Genomic DNA, 26,166 nt, shown 5'->3' with positions numbered 1-26,166 from the left:
GGCGGCGTCGGCAAGCTACCCGCGCTGCAAGGCCCCGCCGCCGGCCTCGACCACGAAGCGACCCTTCTCGACCAGGGGCGCGCCCGGACGCGTCACGAAATCCATCCCCTTGAAGCGCGCCTCCATCCGCTGCGCCGTCGCCTCCTGCAGCGTGTAGCCGCGGCGGTTGTTGAAGAAGGCGACATGCGGGTTGCGCTCCAGCACCCGCGGCGTCTGGGCCTGCACCTCCGACCCGTCGCCGCCCGAGGTGATCGAGGTGGCGACGAATTCGGTGCCGACGACCGGGCTGCGCTCATCTGCGAAGTCCAGCTTGAGCGTCCCCGCCCAGGCCTGATGCACATCGCCGGTCAGTACCGTGACGTTCTTCACCCCCGCCGCATGGATGTGGCGGAACAGCCGGTCGCGCGCCGCCGGGTAGGCGTCCCACTTGTCCATGGAGATCGAGGGGCCGGTGGTGCCGAAATCGCGGCGCATGATCGGCACCTGCTGCGCCAGCACCTTCCAGGTGGCGGGGGTGGTGGCCAGGCGTTCCATCAGCCAGCGCTCCTGCGCCGGGCCGAGCACCTGCGCCTGCGGGTTCGCCACCGCCGCGCAGGGCGCGCCGTTCACGTCGCCGCAGGGCTGGTCATCGCGGTAGCTGCGCGTATCCAGCACCGCGACATCGGCCAGCCGGCCCCAGCGCAGCGCGCGATACGCCGTGATCTCGGGCCCGCGCGGCAGCTGCGCGCGGCGCAGCGGCATGGCCTCGTACCAGGCCTGGAAGGCGATCTGCTTGCGCAGGGCGAAGATCTCGGGCGGCACGGCGACGGGGAAGCGGGCCGAGCCATCCTCCTCGCTCACCGGCCCGGCCCAGTTGTTGTCCACCTCATGGTCGTCGAAGGACATCAGGAAGGGGTGCGCGGCGTGGGCGGCCTGGAGGTCGGCGTCGCCGCGGTAGAGCGCGTAGCGGTTGCGGTAGTCGTCGATCGTGTAGATCTCGTCCGAATTGTGCTGGCGCACCGCCGGCACGGCGCCCGGCGCGCTGCCGCGGGCGCGATATTCGTAGATGTAGTCGCCATAATGGGCGACGAAATCGAGATCCGGCTCCTCCGCGATGTGCCGCCAGGCGGTGAAGTGGCCGACCTCATAGTGCTGGCAGCCGGCGGAGACGAAGCGCAGCCGGGCGGGCATGGCCTCGGGCGCGGGCGCGGTGCGGCTGCGCCCCACCGGGCTCGCCTCCCGCCCCGCGCGGAAACGGTAGTGGTAGGGCCGGCCCGGCTGCAGCCCCGCGACCTCGACATGCACGGCATGGCCGAGCTCGGGCCGGGCGAGCGCGGTGCCGCGCGCCACCACCTCGCGCATCTGCGGATCGGTCGCGACCTCCCAGCCCACCTCCATCGCCACCCGCGGCAGGCCGCCGCCGGCCAGCGGCTCGGGGGCGAGGCGCGTCCAGATCACAAAGCCATCGGGCAGGGGATCGCCGGAGGCCACGCCGAGGGTGAAGGGATAGGCCCGGAACACGGGCTGGGCGAGCACGCTGCGGCTGAAGGCCGGCTGCAGCGCCGCCAGCGCCGCCGCCGCCGTACCGCCGCGCAGCAGGCCGCGGCGCGAGAGATCGAGGATGTGGCGTCGCACGCTGTCCATGGCGGTTCCCCCTGAGGCGCGCCAGGATAGCGCGGCCCGCTCGCGGCGGGATGACGTCCTGATGATGCCGCGGGTGGCGGGGCGGCCAGCCGTGGCCTATCTGTGCGCCACCATGCGCATGCCTTTCCTCGCCCTCCCGGTCCTGCTGGCGCCCCTGGTCCTGCTCGCAGGCTGCGGCCAGCGCTTCTCGCCCGACGCCTACGCCACCGGCGCCGTGCAGCAGGTGAACCGCGTCGAGCAGGGGGTGGTCGTGGGGCTGCGCCGGGTCGTGGTGCAGGCCGATGGCGCCACCGGCGCGGCCACGGGCGGTGCGGCAGGCGGCATCGTCGGCTCCCAGACGCCGGGCGGCAACATGGCGGGCGCCATCGGCGCGGTCGGCGGGGCGCTGGTCGGCGGGCTGATCGGCAGCGCGACCGAGCGCGTGGCGGGCGACACCACGGCCATCGAATACATCGTGCGCCGGACGGATGGCACCCTGGTCTCGGTGACGCAGCGCGACGCCACGCCGCTGGGTCTCGGCACGCGGGTGCTGGTCATTGCCGGCACCCAGGCGCGGATCGTGCCGGACTACACGCGTGAGCCGGAGCCGCCCGCCGCCCCGGCCTCTACCCCGGCCCCTACACCGGCCCCTACCCTTGCGCCCAGCCCGGCGGGCGCCGCGCCGGCCGAGCCGCCCACCCCGGCCCCTGCCCCCGCCGAGGCACCCGCCGAGCCGCCGGCCAGCCTGCCGGTGCCCTGATCTGGCATGGCGCTTGCGCCAGAGAGCGCATGCGCCCTTTGCTGACCGCCCTGATCCTCCTGCTGTCCGCCCCCGCCGCCGCCGAACCCGGCCGGCTCTGCCGCGCCGCGATCCAGGCCGCGGAGCGCGCCGCGAACCTGCCCGCGCATCTGCTGAGCGCCATCGCCCGCGTCGAATCCGGCCGCCGCGACCCCGAGACAGGGGCCTTCCACCCCTGGCCCTGGACCATCAATGCCGAGGGGCGCGGGCAGTTCTTTCCCACCAAGGCGGCAGCGATTGCCGCGGTGCAGGCCGAACAGGCGCGCGGCGTGCGCTCCATCGATGTCGGCTGCATGCAGATCAATCTGCGCCACCATCCCAACGCCTTCGCCTCGCTGGAGGAGGCCTTCGACCCGGCGGCGAATGCCCGCTACGCCGCGCGCTTCCTCACCGAATTGAACGCCACGCGCAACGACTGGCCGCGCGCCGCCAGCGCCTATCACTCCCAGACCCCCGAATTCGCCGAGCCCTACCGCGCCCGCGTCATGGCCGCCTGGGCCGAGGAACAGGCCCGGCCGCACCCGCCCCTCGCCCTGCCCGCACCGCCGGTGCTGGCCCGCGGCGGCGGCGGGGCATTCCTCAACAACGGGGCGGAGCGCGCCGCGACCATCGCCGCGCCGCCGGGCAGCACCGGGCGGGGCCTCGACGCCTATCGCAGCCTGCCCGTGCCCATCGCCGGCCGTGGCGGGGCGGGGCGCATGGCGCTGCTCGCCGCCCGCTGACCGGAGCCCGCTGCGTTCTGATGAACGCAGCTTGTGCTCTGGAAATCATTGAATCTAGAGCAGGAAATGCGTTCAGCGTCGCGGCGGCGCCGCGACCCATCTGAACGCATATTGCTCTAGCCACGCCAGGCGGGGTCCGGCGCGGCGAGGCCGCCATGCGCGGCCGACCAGGCGATGGGATCCGCCAGGTAGCGGCGCAGCGCCGCCAGCGACGCCTCCGGCAGCGTGCCGCGCGCGGTCGCGACCGGCAGCACATCCTCCCAGGTGGCGAGCGCGAAGAGCCGCGCGCCGAGGTCCTGCTCCGCCGTCACCACCTGGTCGAAGACGCCGTACTTGAACAGCACGAAGATGTGCGAGACCGTCGCCCCGGCCCGGCGCAGCGCGCGGCAATAGGCGATCTTGCTGCGCCCGTCGGTGGTCACGTCGCTGACCAGCAGGCAGCGGCTGCCGGGGCGGAGCGCGCCCTCGATATGCGCATCCGCGCCGAAGCCCTGCGGGCGGCGGCGCACCGTGACGAAGGGCAGGTGGAAGCGCGCGGCGAGCATGGCGGCCACCGCCACGCCGCCCTGCTCGGTCGCCGCCACGGCGTCGAAGCCGTCGAAGCCCACCGAGGCCAGGATCCGCGCCTCCGCCCCTTCCAGCAGCGCGCCGCGCGCCAGCGGGAAGGAGAGCGCGCGATGCACGTCGACATAGACAGGGCTGGCCCAGCCGGAGCTGAACATGAAGGGCCGCTCGGGGCGCAGCAGGATCGCGCCCGTGTCGAGCAGGATCTGCGCGGCGCGCGCGCCATGGTCGTTCATCGGTCGAGTTCCTCCGCGCCCTGCAGCAGCAGCCCCGTGAGCACCCGCGCCCCTTCCAGGAAATCCGCCATCGCCATCGCCTCATGCGGGTTGTGGCTGCCATGCTCGTTGCGCACGAAGACCATGGCGGCGGGCACGCCGGCATTGGCGAAGATCGCCGCGTCATGGCCGGCGCCGCTGGCCAGCACCTCATGCGCCAGGCCCGCCCCGGCGCAGAGCCGCTGGCCGAGCGCGAGCAGGCGCGGATCCATGCGCGCGGGTGGCGTGCGCACCGGCGCGCCGAGGCTGATCCGCACGCCGCGCTCGCGCGCGATCTCGCCGGCCTCGGTCTGCGCGAGGGCGAGGAAATCCTCCAGCGTCGCCTCGCTCTCGGAGCGGTATTCCAGGCTGAAGCGCACCTCGCCGGGCACGCGCGTCATGGCATGTTCGCGCGGGTCGGTGGTGAAGATGCCCAAGGTCATCACCAGATCCTCGCCGCGTTCCAGCAGCACGCGCCAGCTTGCATCCAGCCGCATGGCGAAATCCGCCGCCGCCAGCACCGCGTCGCGGCGCAGCCAGCGCGGCACCGCGCCGGAATGCGCGGCCTCGCCGAGCGCCCGGGCCTGCGGGTGGCGATGATTGCCGCGGATGCCCGAGACCAGGCCCACCGGCACGCCGCGCGCCACCATCACCGGGCCCTGCTCGATATGCAGTTCGACGAAATGCGAGACCTCCTCGGGCCGGAGCAGCGCCTGCCCGGCGGCGAGGGCGGCGACATCCGCGCCCTCCCGCGCCATGGCGGCGCGCAGCGTCAGGGCAGGATCCTGCAGGCAGGGCAGGTCGAGCCAGGCCGGATCGAAGGCGCCGAACAGCGCGGAAGACCCCAGATAGGGCCGGCCATACCAGGCGCTCTCCTCGCCGCGCATCACCAGCAGCATCAGCCCGCGCGGTCGCGGCCCCGCGCGCTGGGCGGTGAGCAGCGCCATCAGCCCCGCGATCACCCCCGCCGCGCCGTCGAAATTGCCGCCCTGGGGCACGCTGTCGAGATGCGACCCGCAACAGGCGAGCGGCAAGGCGGGGTCGGTGCCCGGCAAGGTCACACGCAGATTGGCCGCTGCATCCCAGGCGGTGTGCAAGCCATGCGCCTGCGCCACCGCGGCGATCCGCTGCATCGCGGCGGTCTCGCCGGCGCCATAGGTCTCGCGCGTGATGCCCACGCCATCGTGATGCGCGGCGCGCAAATCCGCGAACAGCGTTTCGGCGAGATGCGCGAGGTCGGGCGCGAGGGGCGGCAGGGTCATGCGGTGATGCTCGCCCGACCGCCCGCGCAGGTCCATGCTTGACTTCGCCCGCCCGCCCGCAAACATCTGTCACAACCCTGACGGAACCGGACCATGGATCTCGGCGCGGCCGCCTTTCCGGTGGCCGAGGACAGCCTGACGGTGCTGGAAAGCGCCCCCGTCGGCCGGCGCTATCACCGGCTGCTGCTGGAGGCGCCAGCCCTCTCGGCGCGCGCCCGGCCGGGGCAATTCTTCCACCTGCTCTGCCGCGACGGCGCGGGCAACGGCCCCTATCTGCGCCGGCCGATGAGCATCTGGCGCTGCGGCGTGGGCGAGCCGCTGGGCTTTCTCTTCCATGTGAAGGGCAAGGGCACCGCCGCGCTGGCACGGCTGCGCGCCGGCGATACGCTTTCGGTCGTCGGGCCGCTCGGCGTGGGTTTCACCCTCGACCCGTCCTGGCGGCGCATCCTGATCCTGGCGCGCGGCGTGGGCCTCGCCACCCTCGCGCCGCTGACCGAGGCGGCCGCCGCGCAGGGCATCGCGGTGCAGGCGGTGCTTTCGGCGCAAGCGCCCAAGGATCTGATGGCAGAGGAATTCGCGGGCCGCTCCGGCGCCACGGTCACTTCGGTGTTCGATGAGGATGGCAGCAGCGATGTCGCGCGCGTCGAGGCGCTGCTGCGCGCGCAATGGCGCGCGGCACGGCCCGATGCGGTCTTCACCTGCGGCTCCAACCGGCTGTTCCTGATGCTCCAGCGCCTCGCCGCCGAATACGGCATACCGGGGCAGATCGCGCTCGAGCAGCAGATGGGCTGCGGGTTGGGCATGTGCTTCTGCTGCGTGCGCCAGATCCGCGATGCGCAGGGCAAGGTCGTGAATCTGCGCGTCTGCGCCGAGGGACCGGTCTTCGACCTGCAGGCCGCGCTGGCATGGTAGATCTCACCACGCGCATCGGGGCGCTGACGCTGGCCAACCCGGTGATGCCCGCCTCGGGCACTTTCGGGCCGGAACTCGCGCAGGTCTTCGACCTCGATGCGCTGGGCGCGCTGGTGACGAAATCCATCACGCCCGAACCCCGTACCGGCAACCCGCTGCCAAGGCTTTGCGAGACCGAGGCGGGGGTGCTGAATTCCATCGGCATCCCGGGCAAGGGGCTCGCGCATTTCTGCGCCGTCGCGATGCCGGAGTGGCGGCGCTTCCGCGCGCCGCTGGTCGTCTCCCTCTCCGCGCCGAGCGTCGCGTCCTTCGCCGAGGCGGCCGCGACGCTGGCGGCGACGCCGGGCATCGCGGCGATCGAGGCCAACATCTCCTGCCCCAATCTGGAGGAGGATGGCCGCGCCTTCGCGATGCATCCGCACAGCGCGGCCGCCGCCATCGCGGCGATGCGCGCGGCCTGCGCGCTGCCGCTCTGGGCGAAGCTCTCGCCCAACACCGCCGACATCGCCGCGGTGGCGCGCGCGGTCGAGGATGCCGGGGCGGATGCGGTGGTGGTGGCGAACACGATCCTCGGCCTCGCCATCGATATCGAGCGCGCGACACCCCGGCTCGGCTCCGGCATGGGCGGCTTCTCGGGCCCGGGCTTCAAGCCCATCGCGCTGCGCCTGGTCTGGCAATGCGCGCAGGCGGTGCGCGTGCCGGTGATCGGCGTAGGCGGCATCGCCACCGCCGAGGATGCGGTGGAGTTCCTGATGGCCGGCGCCTGCGCGGTGCAGGTGGGCACGGCGAGCTTCATCAGCCCGAAGGCGATGATGAACGTTCTCGACGGCATCCGTGATTTCTGCGCCCGGCGCGGCTTCGCCCGCAGCGCGGACCTCACCGGCCTCGCCCTGCCCCGGCCCGACCGCGCGGCGGCGGAATAGGCGTGGCCCTCGACTTCCTCGGGCTGGAGGCCTTCCTCTCGATCGCCGAGCGCGGCTCCTTCCGCAAGGCGGCGGCGCATCTGAACCTGTCGCAGACGGCGCTCTCCCATCGCATCCGGAAGTTCGAGGAAGGGCTCGGCCTGCGGCTGCTGGCACGCACCACGCGGCAGGTCACGCTCACGCCCGCGGGGCTCGACCTTGCAGCCCGGGCGCGTGGGCCGGTGGAGACGCTCACCGATGCGCTGGCGGAGCTGCGCGCGCGCGTCGGCGCGGGGCAGCAGAGTGTCGCCATCGGCTGCCTGCCCACCATCGCCGTGCACCATGTGCCGAAGCTGCTGGGCGAATTCGCGCGGCTGCATCCGGGCGTGACCGTGAAGGTCTTCGACAATTCCGCCAACGAGATCGCCGAGCGCGTGGCCCGCGGCGAGGCCGAGTTCGGCATCACCATCGTCAGCGCCAATCGCTGGGACCTCGACATCACGCCGCTGCTGACCGAGGCCTTCGTGCTGGCCTGTCCCGCCGGCCACCCTTTCGCGAAGCGCGCGCATCTGGCCTGGGACGAGCTGCAGGGCGTGGCGCTGGTGCGCGTCGCCCCCCACACCGGCAACCGCGCCCTGATCGATGAGGCGCTGGGCGCGCGGCGGGAGGCGATGGATTGGCGCTTCGAGGTGCAGCACCTGGCGACCGCGATTTCCATGGTCGAGGCCGGCATCGCGCTCGCCGTCGTGCCACGCCTGGCCGTGGATGCCGCCGGCTCGCCCGGCGTGGTGGCGGTGGCGCTGCGCGACCCGGGGGTGGTGCGGCGCCTGGGCGTGGTCTCGCGCCGCGGCGTGCCGCTGGGCCCGGCGGCGGAAGCGCTGATGGGGCTGCTGCGGCGGCACTTCCGGCAGCAGGCCGCACCGGTCCGGATGAGAAAAACGGCACAATCCGGTTAATTTTTCCATTTGTCACATGACGCAGCGGCGCTAGGTATCGCGCCCAAGGCTCAGAGGATCGCCCATGCCCAAATCAGGTCTCGTCGTCACCGCCCATCCGGGTGATTTCGTCTGGCGCGCCGGCGGCGCCATTGCGCTGCATGCCAAGCGCGGCTGGCGCATGAAGATCCTCTGCCTGTCCTTCGGCGAGCGCGGCGAGAGCCAGTTCGCGTGGAAGGAGCCCGGCGCCACGCTCGAAGGCGTGAAGGCCGCGCGCAAGGCGGAGGCCGAGGCGGCCGCCGCGATCCTCGGCGCGGAGATCGAATTCATGGATGCCGGCGACTACCCGCTGGTCACCACGCCCGCGATGATGGACCGCGCCATCGACATCTTCCGGGAGATGAACCCGTCCTTCGTGCTGACGCACTCCTTGAACGATCCCTACAACCTGGATCACCCGGAGGCGACGCGCTTCGCCCAGGCCGCGCGCATCGTCGCCCAGGCGATGGGGCACAAGCCCGGCCCGAACTACAGCTACGCCGCGCCGCCGGTCTTCCTGTTCGAGCCGCACCAGCCCGAGCAGTGCAACTTCCAGCCCAACGTCATCCTCAACATCGATGAGGTGTGGGAGACCAAGTACAAGGCCTTCCAGTGCCTGCCGGCGCAGAAGCACCTCTGGGCCTATTATGAGCGCGTGGCGCTGAACCGCGGCATGCAGGGCGGGCGCAACTCCGGCAAGAACATGATCCATGGCGAGGCCTATCAGCGCCTCTTCCCCATGATCCTGGACGAGCTGGCCTGAGGCAGCCCATGCAGGATCTCGCCGGCTGGATCGGGCGGGCGCGTGAGGTGGCGGATGAGATGACCGCGCCCGCGGCGCGGCGTCTTTGCGCGATGCTCGATCGCGATCCACCCGACCTGTCGGCAGGGGCGGAAGTGCCGGCGCATTGGCTCGCGCTCCTGTTCGACGACGCGCAGCGCCAGTCGCTGCTCGGCCCCGATGGGCACCCGGCGAAGGGCGAGTTCCTGCCGCCCATCGACCTGCCGCGCCGGATGCTGGCGGGCCGGCGCATCAATTATGCCGGGGCCCTGCGGATCGGCGATGCGCTGCGCCGGCGTTCGGAGATCGCGGCCATCACACCGAAGGAAGGGCGCAGCGGGCGGCTGTGCTTCGTGACCGTCCGCCACAGCATCACCGGCCCGCAGGGGCTGGTCGCGGTGGAGGAGCAGGACATCGCCTATCGCGAGGCCGCGACGGGCGAGGCCGCGCCGAAACCCGCGCCCGCGCCGCTGCCCGAGGCCGCCTGGCGCGAGAGCCTCACCCCGGACACCGTGCTGCTGTTCCGCTACTCGGCGCTGACCTTCAACGGCCATCGCATCCATTACGATGTCGATTACGCCCGCGATGCGGAGAGCTATCCGGGTCTCGTCGTGAATGGCGGGCTGTCCACCATGCTGCTGCTCGACGCCGCGCTGCGCCACGCCCCCAGCGCGCGGCTGCGCGACGCCCCCAGCGCGCGGCTGCGGAGCGCCGAAATCCGCACCTTGAAGCCACTGATCTGCGGCCGCCCCCTGACGCTAGCGGGCACCGCCCCGGATGAAAAGGGCCAGCGCCTGCTCTGGGTGGAAGACGAAACGGGTGCGATGGCGCTGCGCATCCAGGCGAGGATCGACTGATGGCCGGACCGCTCGCGGGCCTTCGTGTGCTCGATCTCTCCTCCGTCGTCGTCGGCCCGGTCTGCACCGGCGTGCTGGCGGAACAGGGTGCGGAGGTCATCAAGCTCGAGGCGCCGGAAGGCGATCTGCTGCGCAAGCTCGGCGGCAAGGGGCGCAACCCCGGCATGTCCGGCAAGTTCCTCAACTTCAACCGCGGCAAGCGCTCGATCTGCCTCGACCTCAAGCATCCGCGCGCAAAGGCCGTGCTCGCGCGCATCGCCGCGCGCTGCGACATCCTGGTGACCAACATCCGCCCCGACGCGCAGGCGCGGCTCGGCGTCGATGCGGCGAGCATGGCGCAGGCCGCCCCGCGCCTGATCCATTGCTCCATCGTCGGCTTCCGCACCGATGGGCCTTATGCGGGCAAGCCGGCCTATGACACGGTGATCCAGGGTGTCTCCGGCATCGCCGGCTGCTTCGAGGCGAGCACGGGCGAGCCGCGCTACGTGCCCATGCTCATCGCGGACCATGTGTGCGGGCTGATCGCCGCCCAGCAGATCGGCTTCGCACTCTATCGGCGCGAGAAGACCGGGCGCGGCGAGAGCCTCGAGATCCCGATGTTCGAGAACATGGCCGCCTTCGTGCTGCAGGAGCATCTGGGAGCCATGTCCTTCCGCCCCGCGCTCGGCCCGCCCGGCGATGCGCGCGTGCTGAGCCCCGAGGCGCGCCCGCTCAAGACCGCGGATGGCTTCATCGCCGTATCTGCCAACACGGATGCGCAGGCGCATGGCTTCTTCCGCGCCATCGGCCGGCCCGAGCTGATCACCGATCCGCGCTTCGCCACCGTCGCCGCGCGCACCGCCCACACCAAGGACTACTTCGCTTTGCGCGCCACCGCGCTGGGCGGCCGGACCACGGCGGAATGGCTTGATCTCTTCGCGCGGGAAGACGTGCCCGCCATGCCCTACAACACCATCGAGGGCCTTCTGCGCGACCCGCATCTGCGCGCTACCGGCATGGTGCGTGAGGAAGACCACCCCAGCGAGGGCCCGACCTTCGCCATCGGCGCGCCCAACATCCTCTCGGGCGGCATGGCACCAAGCCTGCCGCCGGCCTCGCGCCTGGGCGCCGATGGGTGCCGCGTGCTGGCGGATGCCGGGCTCGACGCAGGCGAGATCGACGAATTGGCGCGGAACGGCGCGCTGCTGCAACCGGGAGAAACGACATGACCATCCTCACCCGCCGCCTGCTGCTCGGCACCGGCACGGCGCTGCTCGCTGCCCCATCCATCGCCCGCGCCCAGGCCGCCTGGCCGGATCGGCCGGTGCGTGTGGTGGTGCCCTTCACGCCGGGCGGCACCACGGACATCCTCGCCCGCGCGCTGAGCGGCGAGTTGCAGGAGGTCTTCGGCCAGCCCTTCGTGGTCGAGAACCGCCCCGGCGCCGGCGGCACGCTGGGCAGCGAGCTGGTGGCGCGCGCCGCACCCGATGGCCACACGCTGATGATGGGCCATATCGGCACGCTCGCCGTGAATCCCGGCCTCTACCGCAACCTCAGCTTCGACACCGTCACCTCCTTCCAGCCGATCGGCCTCGCGGCCATCGTGCCGAACATCCTGGTGGTGAATCCGCGCAAGGTGCCGGCGACCAACGTGCAGGAGCTGATCGCGCTGGCGAAGGCGCGGCCGAACGCGCTTTCCTACGGCTCGGGCGGCAATGGCTCGGCGGCGCATATCGCCATGGTCGCCTTCAACGTCGCGACCGGCACGCAGATGGAGCACATCCCCTATCGCGGCACCGGCCCGATGGTGAATGACCTGATCGCCGGCACCATCGACCTGACGCTGACCGGCGGCCCCGCCGCGCTGCCGCCAGCCCGCGCGGGGCTGGTGCGGGCGCTGGGCGTCTCTTCGCTCACGCGCCTGTCGAGCGCGGCCGACATCCCGACCATCGCCGAGCAGGGCGTGCCGGGCTTCGACGCGACGCAATGGTACGGCTTCGTCGCCCCGGCCGGCACGCCGCGACCGATCGTCGATCGCCTGAACGCCGAATGCGCGCGCATTCTGAATGGCGACAAGCTGCGCCCGCGCCTGGCCGGCGAAGGGGCCGAGGCCGCGACCGGCACGCCCGAACAGTTCCGCGACTTCATCATCGCCGAGCGGGCGCGCTGGGCGGAGCTGATCCGCCGCGCCAATGTGCGGGCCGACTGAGCAACAAACAGGGAGGACAACGAAGATGAGCATCATCACACGTCGCGGCGCCGGGCTTGCCGCCCTCGCCGCCGCCACGCTGCCAGGTGCAGCCCTGGCCCAGGCGCTGGCCCCGGCGGCCGCGCCGGCGCCGGTGGGCTTCCACCGCTTCAAGGTCGGCAGCTTCACCGTGACCACGCTGTTCGACGGCACGGCGCGGCTGAACCTGCCGGGCTTCGTGGCCAACGCCACGCTCGAGCAGGTGCAGGCGGTGCTGGCGGAGAGCTTCCTGCCGACCGACCACTACCTCACGCCCTATACCGTCACCGTCGTCGACACGGGCCGCGCGCTGGTGATGTTCGATGCCGGCACGGGCGGGCAACTCTCCCCCCAGGCCGGGCGCATGGCGGCGAACATGGCGGCTGCCGGCATCGACCCGGCGCGCATCACCCATGTGGTGTTCACGCATTTCCACGGCGACCACATCACGGGCCTCACCACGCGCGAGAATGCGGCGGTGTTCCCGAACGCCGAGATCGTCGTGCCGGAAGGCGAGTGGCGCTACTGGACCGACCGCAGCAATGAGGGCGCCGCGCCCGAGCGCCAGAAGCCCAATTTCGCCAATACCGCGCGCCGCTTCGGCCCCTATGCCGGCCGCGTGCGCCAGGTGCAGGACGGGCAGGAGGCCGTGCCCGGCATCCGCGCCGTGCTCGCGGCCGGCCATTCGCCCGGCCATACCTGCTACCACATCGCCGATGGCCCCGCGCAGTTCATGGTGGTGGGCGACATCACCCACCGGCCCGAGCTGTTTGCCCGTCGCCCGGATTTCCAGGTGATGTTCGACTTCGACCCGGTGGCCGCCGCCGCCACGCGCGTGCGCCTGCTCGACCGCATCGCCGCCGAGCGCATGCATGTCAGCGGCTACCACTTCCCCTTCCCCGCGCATGGCTTCTTCGCGCGCGAGGGCAATGGCTTCCGCTACGTGCCCGCGGATTGGGCGGCATGAGCATGACCACCCGCCGGCTTCTCCTCGGCGCGGCGCTGGCGATGCCGGCGCTGCGCGGCGCGCGCGCCCAGGCCTTCCCGGCGCGCCCCATCCGCATGATCGTGCCCTTCGGCGCGGGCGGCGTGGCGGACCTCACGGCGCGCGCCGTGGGCAGCCGCATCGCTGAAACACTCGGCCAGCCCGTGGTGATCGACAACCGCCCCGGCGCGGGCGGCATCGTCGCGGGCCAGCAATTGATGGCCGCACCGGCGGATGGCCACACGCTGCTGGTCGCCTCGAACGGCACGGCGATCAGCCGCGGGCTGTTCCGCACCCTGCCCTTCGACCCGCTGCGCGATTTCGCGCCGGTGGTGACGATGGGCGCCTTCCCCATCGCGGTCGTCGTCGCGCCGAATTCGCCGGACCGCGACATGGCCGGGCTGCTCGCGCGGCTGCGCGCCAATCCGGGACGGCTGAACATCGGCACCATCACGGCCGGCAGCACGCAGAACCTCTCGGCGGAGCTGTTCAAGATCCGCAGCAACACCCGCTTCGAGACGGTGGCCTTCCCCGGCACGCCGGCGCTGATCACCGCGCTGCTGCGCGGCGATGTCGATGCCGCCTTCGAGATCACCGGCCCCATCGCGGGCCAGATCAGCAGCGGAAATCTGCGCCTGCTGGCCGTGACCTCCGCGCGGCGCGCCGAGGCCTATCCGCAGGTGCCGACGGTGCAGGAGGCCGGCGTGGCGGATTACGACGTCGCCTCCTGGAACGCCCTCGTCGCCCGTGCGGGTACCCCGCCCGAGGCCATCACGGCCATCAACGCGGCGGTGAACCGCGCGCTGGCCACGGCGGAACTCCGCGCCGCGCTGACGGCGGTGGGCGTGGAGCCCCGCGGCGGCACGCCCGCCGAGATGGGCGCGCTGCTCACCGCCGATACGGCCCGTTGGACCGAGACCATCGAGAAGGCAGGAATCGAACGCCAGTGACCATCCCCACCTGCAAGGGCCCCGATCCCGATACCCGCACGCCGAAGCTGAAGCTGCCGCCCGGGGCCTGCGACGCGCATTGCCACATCTTCGGCCCCGACGCGGTGTTTCCCTATGCGCCGGACCGGTCCTACACGCCGCCCGACAGCCCCTATGAGGGGCTGGTGAAGCTGCACGCGACGCTGGGCATCGAGCGCGCCGTCATCGTCCATGCCTCCTGCCATGGCAGCGACATGCGGGTGACGCTGGATGGCATCGCGCGCTCCAACGGGGCCATGCGCGGCGTCGCGGTGGTGGATCCCGGCGTCACCGATGCCGAGCTCGCGCGGCTGGATGTGGGCGGCATCCGCGGCGTGCGCTTCAACTTCGTGAAGCATCTGGGCGGCATGCCGGACATGGCCTTCTTCCACCGCGTGCTGGCGCAGGTGGAGCCGCTCGGCTGGCATGTCGTGCTGCACCTGGATGCGGAGGACATCGTGCCCCTCGCCCCGGTGATCGAGGCCATCCGCATCCCCTTCGTCATCGACCATATGGGCCGGGTGAAGGCGAAGAACGGCGTCGGCCAGCCGGCCTTCCGGCAATTGCTGGAGCTGATGAAGAACCCGCTCGCCTGGGTGAAGATCTGCGGCTCCGAGCGCGTATCCTCGGCCGGCGCGCCCTTCCATGATTCGGTGCCCTTCGCCCAGGCGCTGCTGGCCGCCGCGCCCGATCGCTGCCTCTGGGGCACGGATTGGCCGCACCCGAACATCGCCGGCGACATGCCCAATGACGGCGATCTGGTCGATCTGCTCGGCGTGATCACCTCCGACGCGGCGTTGATCCGCCAGGTGACCGTGGAGAACCCGACCCGGCTCTACTGGGCGCGCTGAGCGCGTGCCGCCGCGCGGGCCTGGGCGGAGGGCGAGGGCGCCTTCAACTCCGCCCAGGTGATGAGCGGGTGCGGGCCGGGGTTGAGCCGCCAGACCGCACCGTTCAGCACCACCGCGAAGCTCACCCAGAGCAGATAGGGCACCATCAGCCAGGCGGCCAACTCGCTGACCGGCATGAACAGCACCACGCAGGCGAGGATGGAGGCCCAGAGCATCCCGGCCTCGGCCATCGCCAGTTCCAGCCGCCGCACGCCGAAGAAGATCACCGACCACAGCGCGTTCAGCACCAGCTGAAGCCCCCAGACCGCCAGCGCGAGGCCGATGCCCTGCGCCCGCCAGACCAGCCAGCCGGCGATGGCGATCATCAGGTAGAGCGCCGCCCAGGCGACCGGGAACAGCCAGTTCGGCGGGTTCCAGCTCGGCTTGGCCAGGCCCTCATACCAGGCGCCGGGCTTGAAGACGGCGCCCGTCGTCGCCGCGGCGAAGCAGGCAGCGAAGCAGGCGACAAGGCCGAGGATCGCGGACCATTCCATGCGCCCCTAGATGGACGCTCGGGCCGCGCCTGTCCACCATTGATCGCCTGTTGCGCGGGCGGGCCAACCCTCCGCACTCTTGGCCCGAGCTTCGGAGTCGCATGATGTCCCCCGTTCTCTATCTCGGCAGCGCCTGGTCCTCCTCCTGGTCGGTGGTGGGCTGGATGGCCTGCCGGCTCGGCGGGCTGGCGGTGGAGGAAAGGCGCATCTTCCTCTCCCGCCCGGACAGCCCGGCGAAGCTGAAGGCGATCTCCCCCAGCGGGCGCGTGCCGGCGCTGCATGTGGAGGGCATGGTGCTGTGGGACAGCCTCGCCATCGCGGAATGGCTGTGGGAGCGCGATCCGGGCTGCGGCATCTGGCCGCAGGACCCCGTGCGCCGCGCCTATGCGCGCTGCGTCGCCGCTGAGGTGCACAGCCATTTCGACGAGGTGCGCAACGGCTTGCCGATGAACCTCATCAAGCGCTGGCCGGTGCGTGATGGCCTGCCGAGCCACGTCAAGCTGATGAACCGCCCCGGCGTGCGTGCGGGCACGGAACGCATGGAGGCGATGTGGCGCGACGCCCGCGCCCGGTATGGCGGGCCCTACATCGCCGGCGCGCAATTCTGCTTCGCCGACGCTGCCTTCGCGCCGATGTGCAGCCGCTATGTCACCTATGGCGTGGAACTGGCACCCGACAGCATGGAATTCATCGCGACCCAGATGGAAAGCCCCTTGATGCGCGAATGGCGCGCGCGCGCCGAAGCGGAGGCCGATGAGGTGGGGCGCGACATCGTGCTGCAATATCCATGAGCCCGCTTGATCCGGCACTGATCGCCACCCTCTCCGGCGTGGCGGTGCCCACCATCTCGGCCGTGCTCTATGCGCGTGGCCTGCGCAGCCGCTTCCTGCACGGCGTGGCGCCGGCCAACCCGGCCGGCCCGCGCATGATCGGCCCGGCCTTCACGCTGCGCTGCATCCCGGTGCGCGAGGATCTGCGCGATGCCGTGGCCGCCGGCCGCGCGCCGAACCTGCACCGGCAATTCCTGGGCGCGGTGCCGGAAGGCGCGGTGCTGGTCGCGGCGGTGGGGGCGGGGCATGTCTCCGTGCTGGGCGACATCATCGCCACCGCCCTGCATCGCCGCGGCGTGGCCGGCGTGGTGATGGATGGCGGCGTCTCCGACCTGCCGATCGTGGCGCGGATGGAGTTTCCGGTGTTCCATGGCGGCGGCTCCGCCCCGGTGCCCTCGGGGGCGGCGACGATGGTGGTGGACCATTCGCTGCCCATCGGCGTCGCCAATGTCGCGATCTTCCCCGACGACGTGATGGTGGGCGATGCCTCGGGCGTGATCTGCATCCCCCGCGCCATCGCCGCCGAGATCGCCGAGGAAGCGGCGGAGAAGGAACGGCTGGAGGAATGGATCCTGGCCGAGATCAATGCCGGCGCGCCGCTCGAGGGCACCTACCCGCCCGATGCCGCGACCAAGGCTCGCTACAAGGCGATGCAGAGGGGTGACCGCGGCGGATGAAGCCACGCGCCGCCCCCCTGCCGCTGGAAGACAGCCTGGGCTTCCAGATCCGCGACCTGAACCGCGCCATGCAACGCGCGCTTCAGCAATTGATCCAGCCGGGCGGCGTGACGCTCGGCGCCTGGTATTTCCTGCGCGTGCTGTGGGAGGAAGACAGCCTCACGCAGCGCGAACTCGCCAGCCGCACCGGCATGCAGGAGCCCACCGCCGTCATCGCGCTGCGCGGCATGGAGCAGGCGGGCTGGATCACGCGCGAAAGAAGCACGGATGACCGGCGGAAGGTGCATATCCGCCTGACGGACTCAGGCCGCGCCCTGCGCGAGACCATGCTGCCCGCCCCGCGTGCCGTGATCGCCCAGGCAACCGCCGGGATGAGCGCGGAGGAAGTCGCGACCCTGCTGCGCCTGTTGCGCCAGGCCCGCGCCAACCTCGCCGCGGCGGATCAGCCCAGCAGGCGCTGAGCGGCCGCCGCCACGCAGCGCTCGAACACCGCCAGCGAATCGAAGGGCAGGTCGCCCGCCTCGGGCAGGAAGATCGGCAGCCCGCCGCCCTGCTCCACCGCGCCGGGGATCATGAGGTTGTCCGGCAGGCCGAAGCCGCCGACCGTCAGCCCCGGCATCGGGTCCGGCTGCACGGCGAGCAGCGCGGCGCTGCGGGCGGCGAAATTCGTGGCCGTGTTGGAATAGGCGAAGATCGGCCGCCCGCGCCCGAGGAACCAGCCGAGTTCCACCAGCGTGCCCGAATCGGCCGAGGCGCCGCGAAAGGGGGTGAGGTTGGCGATGACGAGATCCGCCTGCTCCATCATCGCCAGATCCTTGGCGTAGATGACGCGCCAAGCCTCTTCCTCGGGCATGGCGGCGAGGCTTGCGACATCCTCGTTCAGCGGCGGCAGGGCATGGATGCCGTGGTGCGCGCAGATCGCCGCCTTGCGCGCCGCCTGGGCGGGCGCATCGGGCAGGAAGACGTCGGGGCCGGCGAGGTAGGCGCGGGGGGGCATGGGCCGAGGTGACCATGCGGGCAGCAGGCTGCGCAAGCCGGGGGCAGCAGCCTGCTAGGCGGGCGCGAGCGCCCCGAATCCCCCCCTGTTCGCACCGGCCCCTGATCTGCCACCCTGCCGCGCATGAGGAGCCCCGCGTGAAGCCCGCCCCCTTCGATTGGCACGCCCCCGCAACGCTGGCCGAGGCGCTGGCCCTGAAGGCCGCGCATGGGGAGGCCGCACGCTTCCTCGCGGGCGGGCAATCCCTGGTGCCGGCGATGAATTTCCGCGTCGCCCAGCCCGAGGTGCTGGTCGATCTCAACCGCGTCAACGGCCTCGCCGGCCTCACCTGGGACGCGGACGGCACGCTTCGCATCGGCGCGATGACGCGCTACCGCGAGATCGAGCGCAGCGCCGAGGTCGCGCAGCGCCTCCCCTTGCTGGTCGAGGCGCTGGCCGAGGTTGCGCATCCGCAGATCCGCAGCCGCGGCACGCTGGGCGGCAACCTCTGCCATGCCGATCCGGCGAGCGAGATGCCTGCCGTGATGCTGGCGCTGGAGGCGCGCTTCCGCCTGGCGAGCCTGCGCGGCACGCGCGAGGTCGCGGCCGCGGATTTCTTCGCCGGCCCGCTGACCACCATCCTCGAACCGGACGAGATGCTGGCGGAGATCCGCATCCCGCCCCTGCCGGCGCCGAGCGGCACGGCCTTCCTGGAAGTCGCGCGCCGGCGCGGCGACTATGCGATGCTCGGCGCCGCCGCGGTGGTGCGGCGCGATGCGGCGGGGCGCTGCGCCGAGGCGCGCCTCGCCTTCCTCAGCGCCGGGCCAACGCCGCTGCGCACGCCGCGCGCGGAGGCGCTGCTGCGGGGCAGGACGCTCGACGACGCCACGCTGGAAGACGCCGCCGCGCTGGTGCGGCAGGAGGTCGAGCCGATGGGCAGCGTGCAGGCCAACCCCGCCTATCAGCGCCACCTTGCCGGCGTGCTCGCGCACCGCGCCCTCGCCCTCGCCTGGAGTCGCGCATGAGCCAGCGCATCGCCATCACGCTCGAGGTCAATGGCACGGCATATCGGCGCGAGGTCGAGCCGCGCCTGCTGCTGAGCGACTTCCTGCGCCATGAAATCGGCCTGACCGGCACGCATGTCGGCTGCGAGCACGGCGTGTGCGGCGCCTGCACCATCCTGTGGGATGGCGTGCCCGCCCGCGCCTGCCTCGTCTTCGCCGTGCAGGCCGAGGGCCACGCGATCCGCACCGTCGAAGGACTCGCCCCCGCGCCGGGGCAGTTGAACCCCTTGCAGCAGGCCTTCCAGGACGCGCATGCGCTGCAATGCGGCTATTGCACGCCGGGAATCCTGATGACGATGACGGCCTTCCTCGCGGAGAATCCGGCGCCCAGCGAGCATGAGGTGCGCGACGCGCTCTCGGGCAATCTCTGCCGCTGCACGGGCTATCAGCACATCGTCGATGCGGTGCTGTTGGCGGCGGAGCGCATGCGACAGGGCGAAGGTGAGCGGATGCGATGACAAGCTTCGGCCGCCCCCTGACGCGCAACGAGGATCCGCGCCTGCTGCGCGGCGAGGCGCTGTTCGTCGATGATGTCGAACTGCCCGGCCTGCTGCACGCGGCCTTCCTGCGCAGCCCGCATGCCCATGCGCGCATCCTTTCGGTGGATTTCACCGCCGCGCGGGCGCGGCCGGGCGTGCTGGCGGTCTACGCCGCCGCTGATCTCGGCGATTACTGGAAGCCGGGCCCGCTGCTGGTGCCGCCGCCGCCCATCGCGGGGATGGAGTTCCACCAGCGCTGCCAGGTGCCCCTCGCGCACGACAAGGTGCGCCATGTCGGCGAACCAGTCGTGATGGTGGTGGCGGAGAGCCGCTACATCGCCGAGGACGCGCTGGGCGACATCGCGATCGAGTGGGAGATGCTCGACGCCGTCGGCGATCTGGAAGCCGCGCTCGCGCCGGGCAGCGTGAAGGTGCATGACGACCTCGAGAGCAACGTGGCCTCCAAGGTGCGCCAGGCGCGCGGCGACTACGCGGCCGCCGCCGCCGCCGCGCATCGCGTCATCGCGCGGCGCTTCGTCTATGACCGCGGGGCCTCCATCCCGATGGAGACGCGCGGCGTCGTCGCGCAATGGGACCCGCGCGCGGACAGGCTGACGGTGTGGGATACGACGCAGGCGCCGGTCGTCATCCGCAACGGCCTCGCCGCCATGCTCGGGCTGAGCGAGCGGCAGGTGCGCGTGGTCGCGCCCAATATCGGCGGCGGCTTCGGGCCGAAGATGATGATGTTCTACCCGGAGGAGGTGCTGGTGCCCTGGGCGGCGATGCGCCTCGGCCGCCCGGTGAAATGGATCGAGGACCGGCTGGAGCATTTCTTCGCCACCACGCATGAACGCGCGCAGATCCACGATGCCGAGATCGCGCTGGATGCGCAGGGCCGCATCCTCGGCGTGCGCGATGTCTTCCTGCACGACACGGGCGCCTATGATCCCTATGGGCTGACCGTGCCGATCAACAGCCAGTGCACGCTGCTCGGCTGCTATGTCGTGCCCGCCTATGACAGCACCTTCACCGCCGTCTTCACCAACCGCACGCTGGTGACCCCCTATCGTGGCGCGGGGCGGCAGCATGGTGTCTTCGTGATGGAGAGGCTGCTCGACATCGCGGCACGCGAATTGGGGCTGGACCGCGCCGAAATCCGGCGGCGGAACTTCATCCCCGCCGATGCCTTTCCCTACGACCAGAACGTGATCTACCAGGATTTCTCGCGCCTTTCCTATGACAGCGGCAATTACGCGCCGATCCTGGAGAAGGCGCTCACCGCCATCGGCTACGAGCATTTCATCACGGTCGAGCAGCCCAAGGCGCGCGCCGAAGGCCGCGCGCTCGGCCTCGGCGTGGTCTGCTATGTCGAGGGCACGGGCATCGGCCCCTATGAGGGCGCGCGCGTGCAGGTGCAATCGAGCGGGCGTGTCAGCCTCGCCACCGGCATCGGCAGCCAGGGCCAGGGGCATGGCACGACCTTCGCGCAGGTGGTGGCGGAGCAGCTCGGCGTGGATATCCGCGACATCGATGTCACCACCGGCGACACGGACCAGTTCTACTGGGGCGTGGGCACCTTCGCGAGCCGCGGTGCCGTGGTCGCCGGCAGCGCGACGCATGAGGCGGCGAAGCTCGTGCGCGCGAAGATCCTCAAGACGGCGGCCCAGCATTTCGAATGCGCGGAGGAAGACCTCGTGCTGGCCGATGGCCGCGTGCACATCGCGGGCGTCGAAGAACGGAGCATCACGCTCGGCGCGCTCGCGGGTCTCGCCAACCCGATGCGCGGCGCGGTGACGCCGGGCACGGAGCCAGGGCTGGAAGCCACCAGCTATTTCGGCCCCGCCAGCGGCGCGACCGCGAGCGGCGTGCACGCCATGATCCTCGAGGTCGATCCCGAGACGCTGCGCCCGACCATCCGCGACTATGTCGTGGTGCATGATTGCGGAGTCGTGATCAATCCGCTGATCCTGGCGGGGCAGATCCATGGCGGCGTCGCGCAGGGCATCGGCAACGCCTTCTTCGAGAAGCTGGCCTGGGACGAGCAAGGCCAGTTGATGAATGCGAGCCTCGCCGACTACCTGCTGCCCACCGCGCTCGACGTGCCGCGCATGGTGCTGGATCACACCGTGACCCCCTCACCGCTCAACCCGCTCGGCGTGAAGGGCGCGGGCGAGGCGGGGGCCATTCCCGTCGGCGCGCTCTTCGCCCAGGCGCTGGAGGACGCGCTGCAGCTGCCCGAGAAGGGCATCGAGATCCGGGAGATTCCGCTGAGCCCCTCGCGCCTGTGGGAGTTGCTGCATGAGCGCGATTGAGGCGCGCGGCCTGTCGCTGACCTTCCGCACCAATGACGGCCCGGTGCAGGCGCTCTCCGACATCAACATCAGCATCGCCCCCGGCGAGTTCATCTCGCTGATCGGCCCCTCGGGCTGCGGCAAGACGACACTGCTGCGCGTCATCGCCGACCTCGAACGCCCGACGGGCGGCGAGATCCGCGTCAATGGCGCCACGCCGGAAGCGGCAAGGCTGCGGCGCGACTATGGCTATGTCTTCCAGGCGCCCGCCCTGTTCCCCTGGCGGACCATCGAGGGCAACGTGATGCTGCCCCTGCAGATCATGGGCCTGTCCAAGGCCGAACGGCGCGAGCGCGCGCGCAAACAGCTCGCGCTGGTGAACCTCGAAGGTTTCGCCCGCAAGTTTCCCTGGCAGCTCTCGGGTGGGATGCAGCAGCGCGCCTCCATCGCCCGCGCGCTCGCCTTCGAGCCGCAATTGCTGCTGATGGACGAACCCTTCGGCGCGCTGGACGAAATCGTGCGCGACCACCTCAACGAGCAATTGCTGAAGCTCTGGGCGGCGACGCGCAAGACGGTGGTCTTCGTCACGCACTCCATCCCCGAGGCGGTGTTCCTCTCGACGCGCATCGTGGTGATGTCGCCGCGCCCCGGGCGCATCCAGGACATCATCGATTGCGACCTCGGCCCCGACCGCCCGCTCGAGATCCGCGAGACGCCCGAATTCCTACGCATCGCGCAGCGCGTGCGCGAGGGGCTGCGCGCGGGCCATTCCTATGAGGGCTAGCGCCGCGCTGCCGGTGGCGGTGGTGTCGCTGGGCATCGTCGCGCTCTGGTATCTCGCCGCCATCGGCCTGAACTGGCAGGTGGTGGCGGATATGCAGGCGCGCGCCGGCGCGACGCCGGGCCTGGCGGAGATGCTCACGCTCACCCTCTCGCACAACCGCCCGCTGCTGCCCGCGCCGCACCAGATCCTGGTCGAATTGTGGAACACCACCGCGGCGCTGCCCGTCACCTCGCGCCGCAGCCTGGTGCATCATGCCGGCATCACGCTCTCCGCCGCGCTGACCGGCTTCGCGATGGGCTCGGCGCTCGGCATCCTGCTGGCCATCGCCATCGTGCATCTGCGCGCGCTCGAGCGCAGCCTGATGCCCTGGATCATCGCCTCCCAGGCGATCCCGGTGCTGGCCCTCGCCCCCATCGTCATCGTCGCGCTGGGCAGCCTCGACCTGCCCGATGTCATGCCCAAGGCGATCATCAGCGCCTATCTCTGCTTCTTCCCGGTCACCATCGGCATGGTGAAGGGATTGGCCGCGCCCGACCGGCTCGCGCTCGACCTGCTGCGCACCTATTCGGCGACGCGCGCGCAGGTGTTCTGGACGCTGCGGCTGCCGACCTCCCTGCCCTATCTCTTCGCCGGGCTGAAGGTGGCGGTGGCGGCCTCCATCGTCGGCGCCATCGTCGCGGAACTGCCGACCGGCGCGCAGGCGGGGCTCGGCGCGCGGCTGCTCGCGGGCTCCTATTTCGGGCAGACGATCCAGATCTGGTCGGCGCTGACCGCGGCCGCCATCGTCTCGGCCAGCCTCGTCGGGCTGCTCGGCGCGCTGGAGCGGCTGGTGGCGCGGCGCATGGGCGCGCGCGCATGAGCCCCGGCCTGCTCGCATTGCTGGTCGCCGGTATCGGCATCCTGCTGATGCAGCGCACGGCGCGCTTCACCGGCGGCTGGCGCGGCCTGCTCGCGCCGCTGATCTTCGGCGCGACTCTGCTCGCGCTGTGGGAGATCCTGGTGGTGGGCTATGCGGTACCGATGGTGCTGCTGCCCGCGCCCTCCGCCATCGCCGCGCGCATGGTGGCTTCCTGGCCCGTGCTTGCGCAGGACTTCACGCAGACATTCCTGAAGGCCGTGCTCGCCGGCTACGTCATGGGCTGCGGGGCGGGCTTCGCGCTGGCGCTACTGGCGGACCGCGTGCCCTTCCTGCGCCAGGGGCTGCTGCCGATCGGCAATCTCGTCGCCGCCCTGCCGGTGATCGGCATCGCGCCGATCATGGTGATGTGGTTCGGCTTCGACTGGCAGAGCAAGGCCGCCGTCGTCGTCGCCATGACCTTCTTCCCCATGCTGGTGAACACCGTCACCGGCCTTGCCGCCGCCGGCGCGCTGGAGCGCGATCTGATGCGCAGCTATGCGGCGAGCCACCGGCAGAGCCTGCTGCTGCTGCGCCTGCCGGCGGCGCTGCCCTTCATCTTCACCGGTCTGAAGGTGAACGCCCCGCTCGCGCTGATCGGCGCGATCGTGGCGGAGTTCTTCGGCTCGCCCACCCATGGCATGGGCTTCCGCATCGCCACCGAGGCGGCGCGGCTGGCGCTGGACATGGTCTGGGCGGAAATCATTGTCGCGGCGGTCGCGGGTTCGGCATTCTATGGCCTGCTGGTGCTCGCCGAGCGCGCCGCGACCTTCTGGCACCCTTCCATCCGCGGCTGAGGCCGCCCAACGCAGGAGCTTCGCATGCAGACGACACGACGTGGGGTAATTGGCGGCGCCATGGCGCTCGCGAGCGCGCCGGTGCTCGCCCAGGGGCTCGAACGCGTGACGCTGCAGCTGAAATGGGTCACGCAGGCGCAGTTCGCGGGCTACTACGTGGCGCAGGCGCGCGGCTTCTACCGTGCCGCCGGGCTCGATGTGCGGATCCAGCCCGGCGGGCCGGATGTGGCCCCGCCGCAGGTCATCGCCGGCAACCGCGCCGATGTGGTGGTGGAGTGGATGCCCGCCGCGCTCGCCGCCCGCGAACGCGGCGTGCCGCTGGTCAACATCGCGCAGCCCTTCAAGCGCTCGGGCCTCATGCTCACCTGCCGGGCGGAGACGGGCATCCGCACGCCGGCGGATCTGCGCGGGCGCACGCTCGGCGTGTGGTTCTCGGGCAATGAATACCCCTTCCTCGCCTGGATGGCGCGGCTGGGCCTGCGCACCGATGGCTCGGCGCAGGGCGTGCGCGTGCTGCGGCAGGGCTTCAACGTGGATCCGCTGCTGCAGCGCCAGGCGGATTGCGTCTCCACCATGACCTACAATGAATATTGGCAGGTCATCGATGGCGGCTTCCGGCCCGAGCAACTCACCGTCTTCCGCTATGAGGAACAGGGCGTGGCCACGCTGGAGGATGGCCTCTACGTGCTGGAAAGCCGCCTGGCGGATGCCGCCTTCGTGGCGCGCATGGCGCGCTTCGTGAAGGCCTCGATGGAAGGCTGGGCCTGGGCGCGGGCGAACCCGGACGCGGCGGCGCAGATCGTGCTCGACAACGATGCCTCGGGCGCGCAGACGGCCGCGCATCAGCGCCGCATGATGGGCGAGATCGCGCGGCTGCTCGACACGGAGAGCAATGGCCGCCTCGCGGTCGCGGATTACGAGCGCACGGTGCAGACGCTGCTCTCCTCGGGCGGCGATTCGCCCGTGATCAGCCGCCCGCCGACCGGCGCCTGGAGCCACGCCGTGATGGACGCGATCCGGTAGAGCAATTTCCGATCAGATGGAATCATCTGATCGGAATTCTTGCTCTAGAAACAATAAGTTATAGAGCACGAAATCCGTCCGAGAGGACGGATAGTGCTCTAAACCGCGCGCGAGAACACGCACACCAACCCGCCGCCCGGCGGGCCCTGGTGTTCCGCCCCGCCGGAGACGAAGACGCGCCCGTCTCCGGCGACCGCGGCCACGATGGCACCCAGCGCGCCGCGCAGATGGCGCTGCGCATCGATATCGGTATCGCCGAGCATGGTGTGGCGATGCCCGCGGATGTGGCCCGAGACATCCGGCTCGCCCTTCGCGATCACGCCCAGTACCTCGCCCGGTGCGGCGGCGAAGGCGGCCTGCACGCCGGCGAGGTCGAGCAGGTCGCGCATCGGCGCCACGCCCGCGGTGAGGCCCGCCGCCCAGCCCGGCGCGCGTCCGAAGACGATCACCTCATTGCACACCACCTCGACGCCGGAGGAGATGCTCGCGCGGTTGCTGTAGAGCGCGTAGTCGCTGAGCAGCGCTTCCTCCCGCCCCGCCTCGGGCGCGATGTCGCCCAGCGCGCGGGCCACGCCGAAGGCCGCCGCCGCACGGCTGAGGGCCATCAGCAGCTTCGCATCGCGCGTGCGCGCCCCCGCATCGCCGCCGCGCCCGGCCGGCGCCTTCACCTGCACCAGCGCGACATCCTCGGCGCGCGCGATCCCGGCATCGGCCATCGCGGCACGCACGGCCCCGGCCACGGCGGCGATCTGCGCCTCCCGCCCGATCGCGGCATTGGGCATGACGGGGCTGAAGGCGGTGCCGAGCGCGAGGCCGGTCTCCGCCGTCGTCGCCTCCGCCACGCTGAACACCATGTAGTGCGGGCAGAGCGCGCCCTCCGTCCCGCCCGAGAGCACGCAGGGCAGCCGCGCGGCCAGCGCCGCCGGATCCTCGCCCGTCGCGCGGCCGAGCAGCAGCATGAGGGACTGCGTGAAGAAGCCCCGCGTGAAATCGTTCAGCCCGCCATTGCCCTCGGTCTTGCCGATCACGGCGCGCACATCCCCGGCGCGCAATCGCCCGGAGTCGATCAGCGCGGCCAGCGCGGAGAGGTCGCCCGGATGGGCCATGGGCAGGCGGTGGATGGCAAGGCTCGGCATGGGCGCAGCATAGTGCGGCTGGCGCGCGGCTTGCACGGATTC

General features: G+C 71.5%; 28 protein-coding genes. 22 read left to right on the top strand and 6 right to left on the bottom strand.

The genetic code is table 11. The features are described from left to right. Positions 1–15 precede the first annotated feature (15 nt). On the bottom strand, positions 16–1,623 hold the full coding sequence (locus AC2D9U_RS12020; RefSeq protein ID WP_484749214.1) for an alkaline phosphatase D family protein: 1,608 nt from the start codon (positions 1,621–1,623) through the stop codon (positions 16–18). 61 nt (positions 1,624–1,684) lie between these two features. Between AC2D9U_RS12020 and AC2D9U_RS12015 the strand changes: the two genes are divergently transcribed. Beyond that, positions 1,685–2,362 carry a glycine zipper 2TM domain-containing protein gene (locus AC2D9U_RS12015; protein WP_484749212.1) on the top strand — a complete coding sequence of 226 codons (678 nt, stop codon included), beginning with the start codon at positions 1,685–1,687 and terminating at the stop codon, positions 2,360–2,362. A gap of 29 nt (positions 2,363–2,391) precedes the next feature. After that, on the top strand, positions 2,392–3,123 hold the full coding sequence (locus tag AC2D9U_RS12010; protein ID WP_484749210.1) for a lytic transglycosylase domain-containing protein: 732 nt from the start codon (positions 2,392–2,394) through the stop codon (positions 3,121–3,123). A 116-nt stretch (positions 3,124–3,239) separates the two neighbouring features. Here the strand turns inward: AC2D9U_RS12010 and AC2D9U_RS12005 are convergent, their stop codons facing one another. Together AC2D9U_RS12005 and AC2D9U_RS12000 are read right to left on the bottom strand one after the other, a co-directional pair. After that, a complete protein-coding gene (locus AC2D9U_RS12005; RefSeq protein ID WP_484749209.1) occupies positions 3,240–3,923 on the bottom strand; it encodes an orotate phosphoribosyltransferase in 684 nt (227 codons plus the stop codon). Next, complete coding sequence (locus AC2D9U_RS12000; RefSeq protein WP_484749207.1) at positions 3,920–5,203, bottom strand: hydantoinase/carbamoylase family amidase; 1,284 nt, start codon at positions 5,201–5,203, stop codon at positions 3,920–3,922. The genes AC2D9U_RS12005 and AC2D9U_RS12000 overlap by 4 nt, the downstream gene beginning before the upstream one ends. Before the next feature lie 93 nt (positions 5,204–5,296). Here AC2D9U_RS12000 and AC2D9U_RS11995 point away from each other — a divergent pair, with 93 nt between their 5' ends. The 10 genes from AC2D9U_RS11995 to AC2D9U_RS11950 all read left to right on the top strand — a co-directional run bounded on the left by AC2D9U_RS11995 (position 5,297) and on the right by AC2D9U_RS11950 (position 14,639). Then, entirely contained in the window at positions 5,297–6,115 is an 819-nt protein-coding gene (locus tag AC2D9U_RS11995; RefSeq protein WP_484749206.1) for a dihydroorotate dehydrogenase electron transfer subunit, read from the top strand. After that, positions 6,109–7,038: a dihydroorotate dehydrogenase gene (locus AC2D9U_RS11990; protein ID WP_484749205.1), complete on the top strand. Its 930-nt coding sequence runs from the start codon at positions 6,109–6,111 to the stop codon at positions 7,036–7,038. The genes AC2D9U_RS11995 and AC2D9U_RS11990 overlap by 7 nt, the downstream gene beginning before the upstream one ends. A gap of 2 nt (positions 7,039–7,040) precedes the next feature. Further along, on the top strand, positions 7,041–7,973 hold the full coding sequence (locus tag AC2D9U_RS11985; protein WP_484749203.1) for a LysR family transcriptional regulator: 933 nt from the start codon (positions 7,041–7,043) through the stop codon (positions 7,971–7,973). 64 nt (positions 7,974–8,037) lie between these two features. Further along, positions 8,038–8,754: a PIG-L deacetylase family protein gene (locus AC2D9U_RS11980; RefSeq protein WP_484749201.1), complete on the top strand. Its 717-nt coding sequence runs from the start codon at positions 8,038–8,040 to the stop codon at positions 8,752–8,754. An 8-nt stretch (positions 8,755–8,762) separates the two neighbouring features. Further along, positions 8,763–9,629 carry an HTD2 family dehydratase gene (locus AC2D9U_RS11975; RefSeq protein ID WP_484749200.1) on the top strand — a complete coding sequence of 289 codons (867 nt, stop codon included), beginning with the start codon at positions 8,763–8,765 and terminating at the stop codon, positions 9,627–9,629. Further along, a complete protein-coding gene (locus AC2D9U_RS11970) occupies positions 9,629–10,837 on the top strand; it encodes a CaiB/BaiF CoA transferase family protein (RefSeq protein WP_484749199.1) in 1,209 nt (402 codons plus the stop codon). The genes AC2D9U_RS11975 and AC2D9U_RS11970 overlap by 1 nt, the downstream gene beginning before the upstream one ends. Continuing rightward, positions 10,834–11,817, top strand: coding sequence for a Bug family tripartite tricarboxylate transporter substrate binding protein (locus AC2D9U_RS11965; protein ID WP_484749197.1), 984 nt, complete (start codon positions 10,834–10,836; stop codon positions 11,815–11,817). The genes AC2D9U_RS11970 and AC2D9U_RS11965 overlap by 4 nt, the downstream gene beginning before the upstream one ends. Before the next feature lie 25 nt (positions 11,818–11,842). Beyond that, on the top strand, positions 11,843–12,802 hold the full coding sequence (locus AC2D9U_RS11960; protein ID WP_484749196.1) for an MBL fold metallo-hydrolase: 960 nt from the start codon (positions 11,843–11,845) through the stop codon (positions 12,800–12,802). Continuing rightward, on the top strand, positions 12,799–13,770 hold the full coding sequence (locus AC2D9U_RS11955; protein ID WP_484749194.1) for a Bug family tripartite tricarboxylate transporter substrate binding protein: 972 nt from the start codon (positions 12,799–12,801) through the stop codon (positions 13,768–13,770). Before AC2D9U_RS11960 ends, AC2D9U_RS11955 begins: the two co-directional genes overlap by 4 nt. After that, positions 13,767–14,639 (top strand): amidohydrolase family protein, encoded by an 873-nt coding sequence (locus tag AC2D9U_RS11950; protein WP_484749193.1) that lies wholly within the window; start codon positions 13,767–13,769, stop codon positions 14,637–14,639. The genes AC2D9U_RS11955 and AC2D9U_RS11950 overlap by 4 nt, the downstream gene beginning before the upstream one ends. Here AC2D9U_RS11950 and AC2D9U_RS11945 read toward each other — a convergent pair. Continuing rightward, on the bottom strand, positions 14,624–15,172 hold the full coding sequence (locus AC2D9U_RS11945; protein WP_484749191.1) for a TspO/MBR family protein: 549 nt from the start codon (positions 15,170–15,172) through the stop codon (positions 14,624–14,626). The two genes, AC2D9U_RS11950 and AC2D9U_RS11945, sit on opposite strands and share 16 nt — an antisense overlap. Positions 15,173–15,276: 104 nt before the next feature. On the opposite strand from AC2D9U_RS11945, the gene AC2D9U_RS11940 reads away from it, so the two are divergent. The 3 genes from AC2D9U_RS11940 to AC2D9U_RS11930 are packed head-to-tail and all read left to right on the top strand — an operon-like array spanning position 15,277 to position 17,140. Continuing rightward, the gene (locus AC2D9U_RS11940) at positions 15,277–15,963 is read left to right on the top strand and encodes a glutathione S-transferase family protein (RefSeq protein WP_484749189.1); all 687 of its coding nucleotides are present in this window, start codon (positions 15,277–15,279) and stop codon (positions 15,961–15,963) included. Further along, positions 15,960–16,679, top strand: coding sequence for an RraA family protein (locus tag AC2D9U_RS11935; RefSeq protein WP_484749188.1), 720 nt, complete (start codon positions 15,960–15,962; stop codon positions 16,677–16,679). The genes AC2D9U_RS11940 and AC2D9U_RS11935 overlap by 4 nt, the downstream gene beginning before the upstream one ends. Beyond that, positions 16,676–17,140, top strand: coding sequence for a MarR family winged helix-turn-helix transcriptional regulator (locus AC2D9U_RS11930; RefSeq protein ID WP_484749186.1), 465 nt, complete (start codon positions 16,676–16,678; stop codon positions 17,138–17,140). The genes AC2D9U_RS11935 and AC2D9U_RS11930 overlap by 4 nt, the downstream gene beginning before the upstream one ends. Here AC2D9U_RS11930 and AC2D9U_RS11925 read toward each other — a convergent pair. Beyond that, positions 17,122–17,676, bottom strand: coding sequence for a nucleoside 2-deoxyribosyltransferase (locus AC2D9U_RS11925; RefSeq protein WP_484749185.1), 555 nt, complete (start codon positions 17,674–17,676; stop codon positions 17,122–17,124). The two genes, AC2D9U_RS11930 and AC2D9U_RS11925, sit on opposite strands and share 19 nt — an antisense overlap. Before the next feature lie 137 nt (positions 17,677–17,813). Between AC2D9U_RS11925 and AC2D9U_RS11920 the strand changes: the two genes are divergently transcribed. Genes AC2D9U_RS11920 through AC2D9U_RS11890 form a run of 7 tightly spaced genes read left to right on the top strand, consistent with a single transcriptional unit; the run spans position 17,814 to position 24,988 of the window. Beyond that, the gene (locus AC2D9U_RS11920; RefSeq protein WP_484749183.1) at positions 17,814–18,680 is read left to right on the top strand and encodes an FAD binding domain-containing protein; all 867 of its coding nucleotides are present in this window, start codon (positions 17,814–17,816) and stop codon (positions 18,678–18,680) included. Further along, a complete protein-coding gene (locus AC2D9U_RS11915; RefSeq protein WP_484749182.1) occupies positions 18,677–19,177 on the top strand; it encodes a (2Fe-2S)-binding protein in 501 nt (166 codons plus the stop codon). Before AC2D9U_RS11920 ends, AC2D9U_RS11915 begins: the two co-directional genes overlap by 4 nt. Next, positions 19,174–21,510: a molybdopterin cofactor-binding domain-containing protein gene (locus AC2D9U_RS11910; RefSeq protein WP_484749180.1), complete on the top strand. Its 2,337-nt coding sequence runs from the start codon at positions 19,174–19,176 to the stop codon at positions 21,508–21,510. The genes AC2D9U_RS11915 and AC2D9U_RS11910 overlap by 4 nt, the downstream gene beginning before the upstream one ends. Continuing rightward, complete coding sequence (locus tag AC2D9U_RS11905; RefSeq protein WP_484749177.1) at positions 21,497–22,273, top strand: ABC transporter ATP-binding protein; 777 nt, start codon at positions 21,497–21,499, stop codon at positions 22,271–22,273. Before AC2D9U_RS11910 ends, AC2D9U_RS11905 begins: the two co-directional genes overlap by 14 nt. Next, on the top strand, positions 22,263–23,132 hold the full coding sequence (locus tag AC2D9U_RS11900; RefSeq protein WP_484749174.1) for an ABC transporter permease: 870 nt from the start codon (positions 22,263–22,265) through the stop codon (positions 23,130–23,132). Before AC2D9U_RS11905 ends, AC2D9U_RS11900 begins: the two co-directional genes overlap by 11 nt. Then, entirely contained in the window at positions 23,129–23,965 is an 837-nt protein-coding gene (locus AC2D9U_RS11895; protein ID WP_484749171.1) for an ABC transporter permease, read from the top strand. The genes AC2D9U_RS11900 and AC2D9U_RS11895 overlap by 4 nt, the downstream gene beginning before the upstream one ends. A gap of 60 nt (positions 23,966–24,025) precedes the next feature. Continuing rightward, entirely contained in the window at positions 24,026–24,988 is a 963-nt protein-coding gene (locus AC2D9U_RS11890) for an ABC transporter substrate-binding protein (protein WP_484749170.1), read from the top strand. Positions 24,989–25,086: 98 nt separating this feature from the next. Here the strand turns inward: AC2D9U_RS11890 and atzD are convergent, their stop codons facing one another. Then, entirely contained in the window at positions 25,087–26,124 is a 1,038-nt protein-coding gene (gene atzD, locus AC2D9U_RS11885) for a cyanuric acid amidohydrolase (protein ID WP_484749168.1), read from the bottom strand. Between the last annotated feature and the right edge of the window lie 42 nt (positions 26,125–26,166).

Source organism: Roseomonas sp. TF40, from assembly GCF_057219975.1.
The sequence above is the reverse complement of the archived record's forward strand: the minus strand, read 5'-3'. Positions and strand labels throughout refer to the sequence as shown.

Coding starts and splice junctions, on each gene's coding strand:
- AC2D9U_RS12020 (WP_484749214.1), bottom strand. CDS start 1,623: ATGGACAGCGTGCGACGCCACATCCTCGATCTCTCGCGCCGCGGCCTG.
- AC2D9U_RS12015 (WP_484749212.1), top strand. CDS start 1,685: ATGATGCCGCGGGTGGCGGGGCGGCCAGCCGTGGCCTATCTGTGCGCC.
- AC2D9U_RS12010 (WP_484749210.1), top strand. CDS start 2,392: ATGCGCCCTTTGCTGACCGCCCTGATCCTCCTGCTGTCCGCCCCCGCC.
- AC2D9U_RS12005 (WP_484749209.1), bottom strand. CDS start 3,923: ATGAACGACCATGGCGCGCGCGCCGCGCAGATCCTGCTCGACACGGGC.
- AC2D9U_RS12000 (WP_484749207.1), bottom strand. CDS start 5,203: ATGACCCTGCCGCCCCTCGCGCCCGACCTCGCGCATCTCGCCGAAACG.
- AC2D9U_RS11995 (WP_484749206.1), top strand. CDS start 5,297: ATGGATCTCGGCGCGGCCGCCTTTCCGGTGGCCGAGGACAGCCTGACG.
- AC2D9U_RS11990 (WP_484749205.1), top strand. CDS start 6,109: ATGGTAGATCTCACCACGCGCATCGGGGCGCTGACGCTGGCCAACCCG.
- AC2D9U_RS11980 (WP_484749201.1), top strand. CDS start 8,038: ATGCCCAAATCAGGTCTCGTCGTCACCGCCCATCCGGGTGATTTCGTC.
- AC2D9U_RS11975 (WP_484749200.1), top strand. CDS start 8,763: ATGCAGGATCTCGCCGGCTGGATCGGGCGGGCGCGTGAGGTGGCGGAT.
- AC2D9U_RS11970 (WP_484749199.1), top strand. CDS start 9,629: ATGGCCGGACCGCTCGCGGGCCTTCGTGTGCTCGATCTCTCCTCCGTC.
- AC2D9U_RS11965 (WP_484749197.1), top strand. CDS start 10,834: ATGACCATCCTCACCCGCCGCCTGCTGCTCGGCACCGGCACGGCGCTG.
- AC2D9U_RS11960 (WP_484749196.1), top strand. CDS start 11,843: ATGAGCATCATCACACGTCGCGGCGCCGGGCTTGCCGCCCTCGCCGCC.
- AC2D9U_RS11955 (WP_484749194.1), top strand. CDS start 12,799: ATGAGCATGACCACCCGCCGGCTTCTCCTCGGCGCGGCGCTGGCGATG.
- AC2D9U_RS11945 (WP_484749191.1), bottom strand. CDS start 15,172: ATGGAATGGTCCGCGATCCTCGGCCTTGTCGCCTGCTTCGCTGCCTGC.
- AC2D9U_RS11940 (WP_484749189.1), top strand. CDS start 15,277: ATGTCCCCCGTTCTCTATCTCGGCAGCGCCTGGTCCTCCTCCTGGTCG.
- AC2D9U_RS11935 (WP_484749188.1), top strand. CDS start 15,960: ATGAGCCCGCTTGATCCGGCACTGATCGCCACCCTCTCCGGCGTGGCG.
- AC2D9U_RS11930 (WP_484749186.1), top strand. CDS start 16,676: ATGAAGCCACGCGCCGCCCCCCTGCCGCTGGAAGACAGCCTGGGCTTC.
- AC2D9U_RS11925 (WP_484749185.1), bottom strand. CDS start 17,676: ATGCCCCCCCGCGCCTACCTCGCCGGCCCCGACGTCTTCCTGCCCGAT.
- AC2D9U_RS11915 (WP_484749182.1), top strand. CDS start 18,677: ATGAGCCAGCGCATCGCCATCACGCTCGAGGTCAATGGCACGGCATAT.
- AC2D9U_RS11910 (WP_484749180.1), top strand. CDS start 19,174: ATGACAAGCTTCGGCCGCCCCCTGACGCGCAACGAGGATCCGCGCCTG.
- AC2D9U_RS11905 (WP_484749177.1), top strand. CDS start 21,497: ATGAGCGCGATTGAGGCGCGCGGCCTGTCGCTGACCTTCCGCACCAAT.
- AC2D9U_RS11900 (WP_484749174.1), top strand. CDS start 22,263: ATGAGGGCTAGCGCCGCGCTGCCGGTGGCGGTGGTGTCGCTGGGCATC.
- AC2D9U_RS11895 (WP_484749171.1), top strand. CDS start 23,129: ATGAGCCCCGGCCTGCTCGCATTGCTGGTCGCCGGTATCGGCATCCTG.
- AC2D9U_RS11890 (WP_484749170.1), top strand. CDS start 24,026: ATGGCGCTCGCGAGCGCGCCGGTGCTCGCCCAGGGGCTCGAACGCGTG.
- atzD (WP_484749168.1), bottom strand. CDS start 26,124: ATGCCGAGCCTTGCCATCCACCGCCTGCCCATGGCCCATCCGGGCGAC.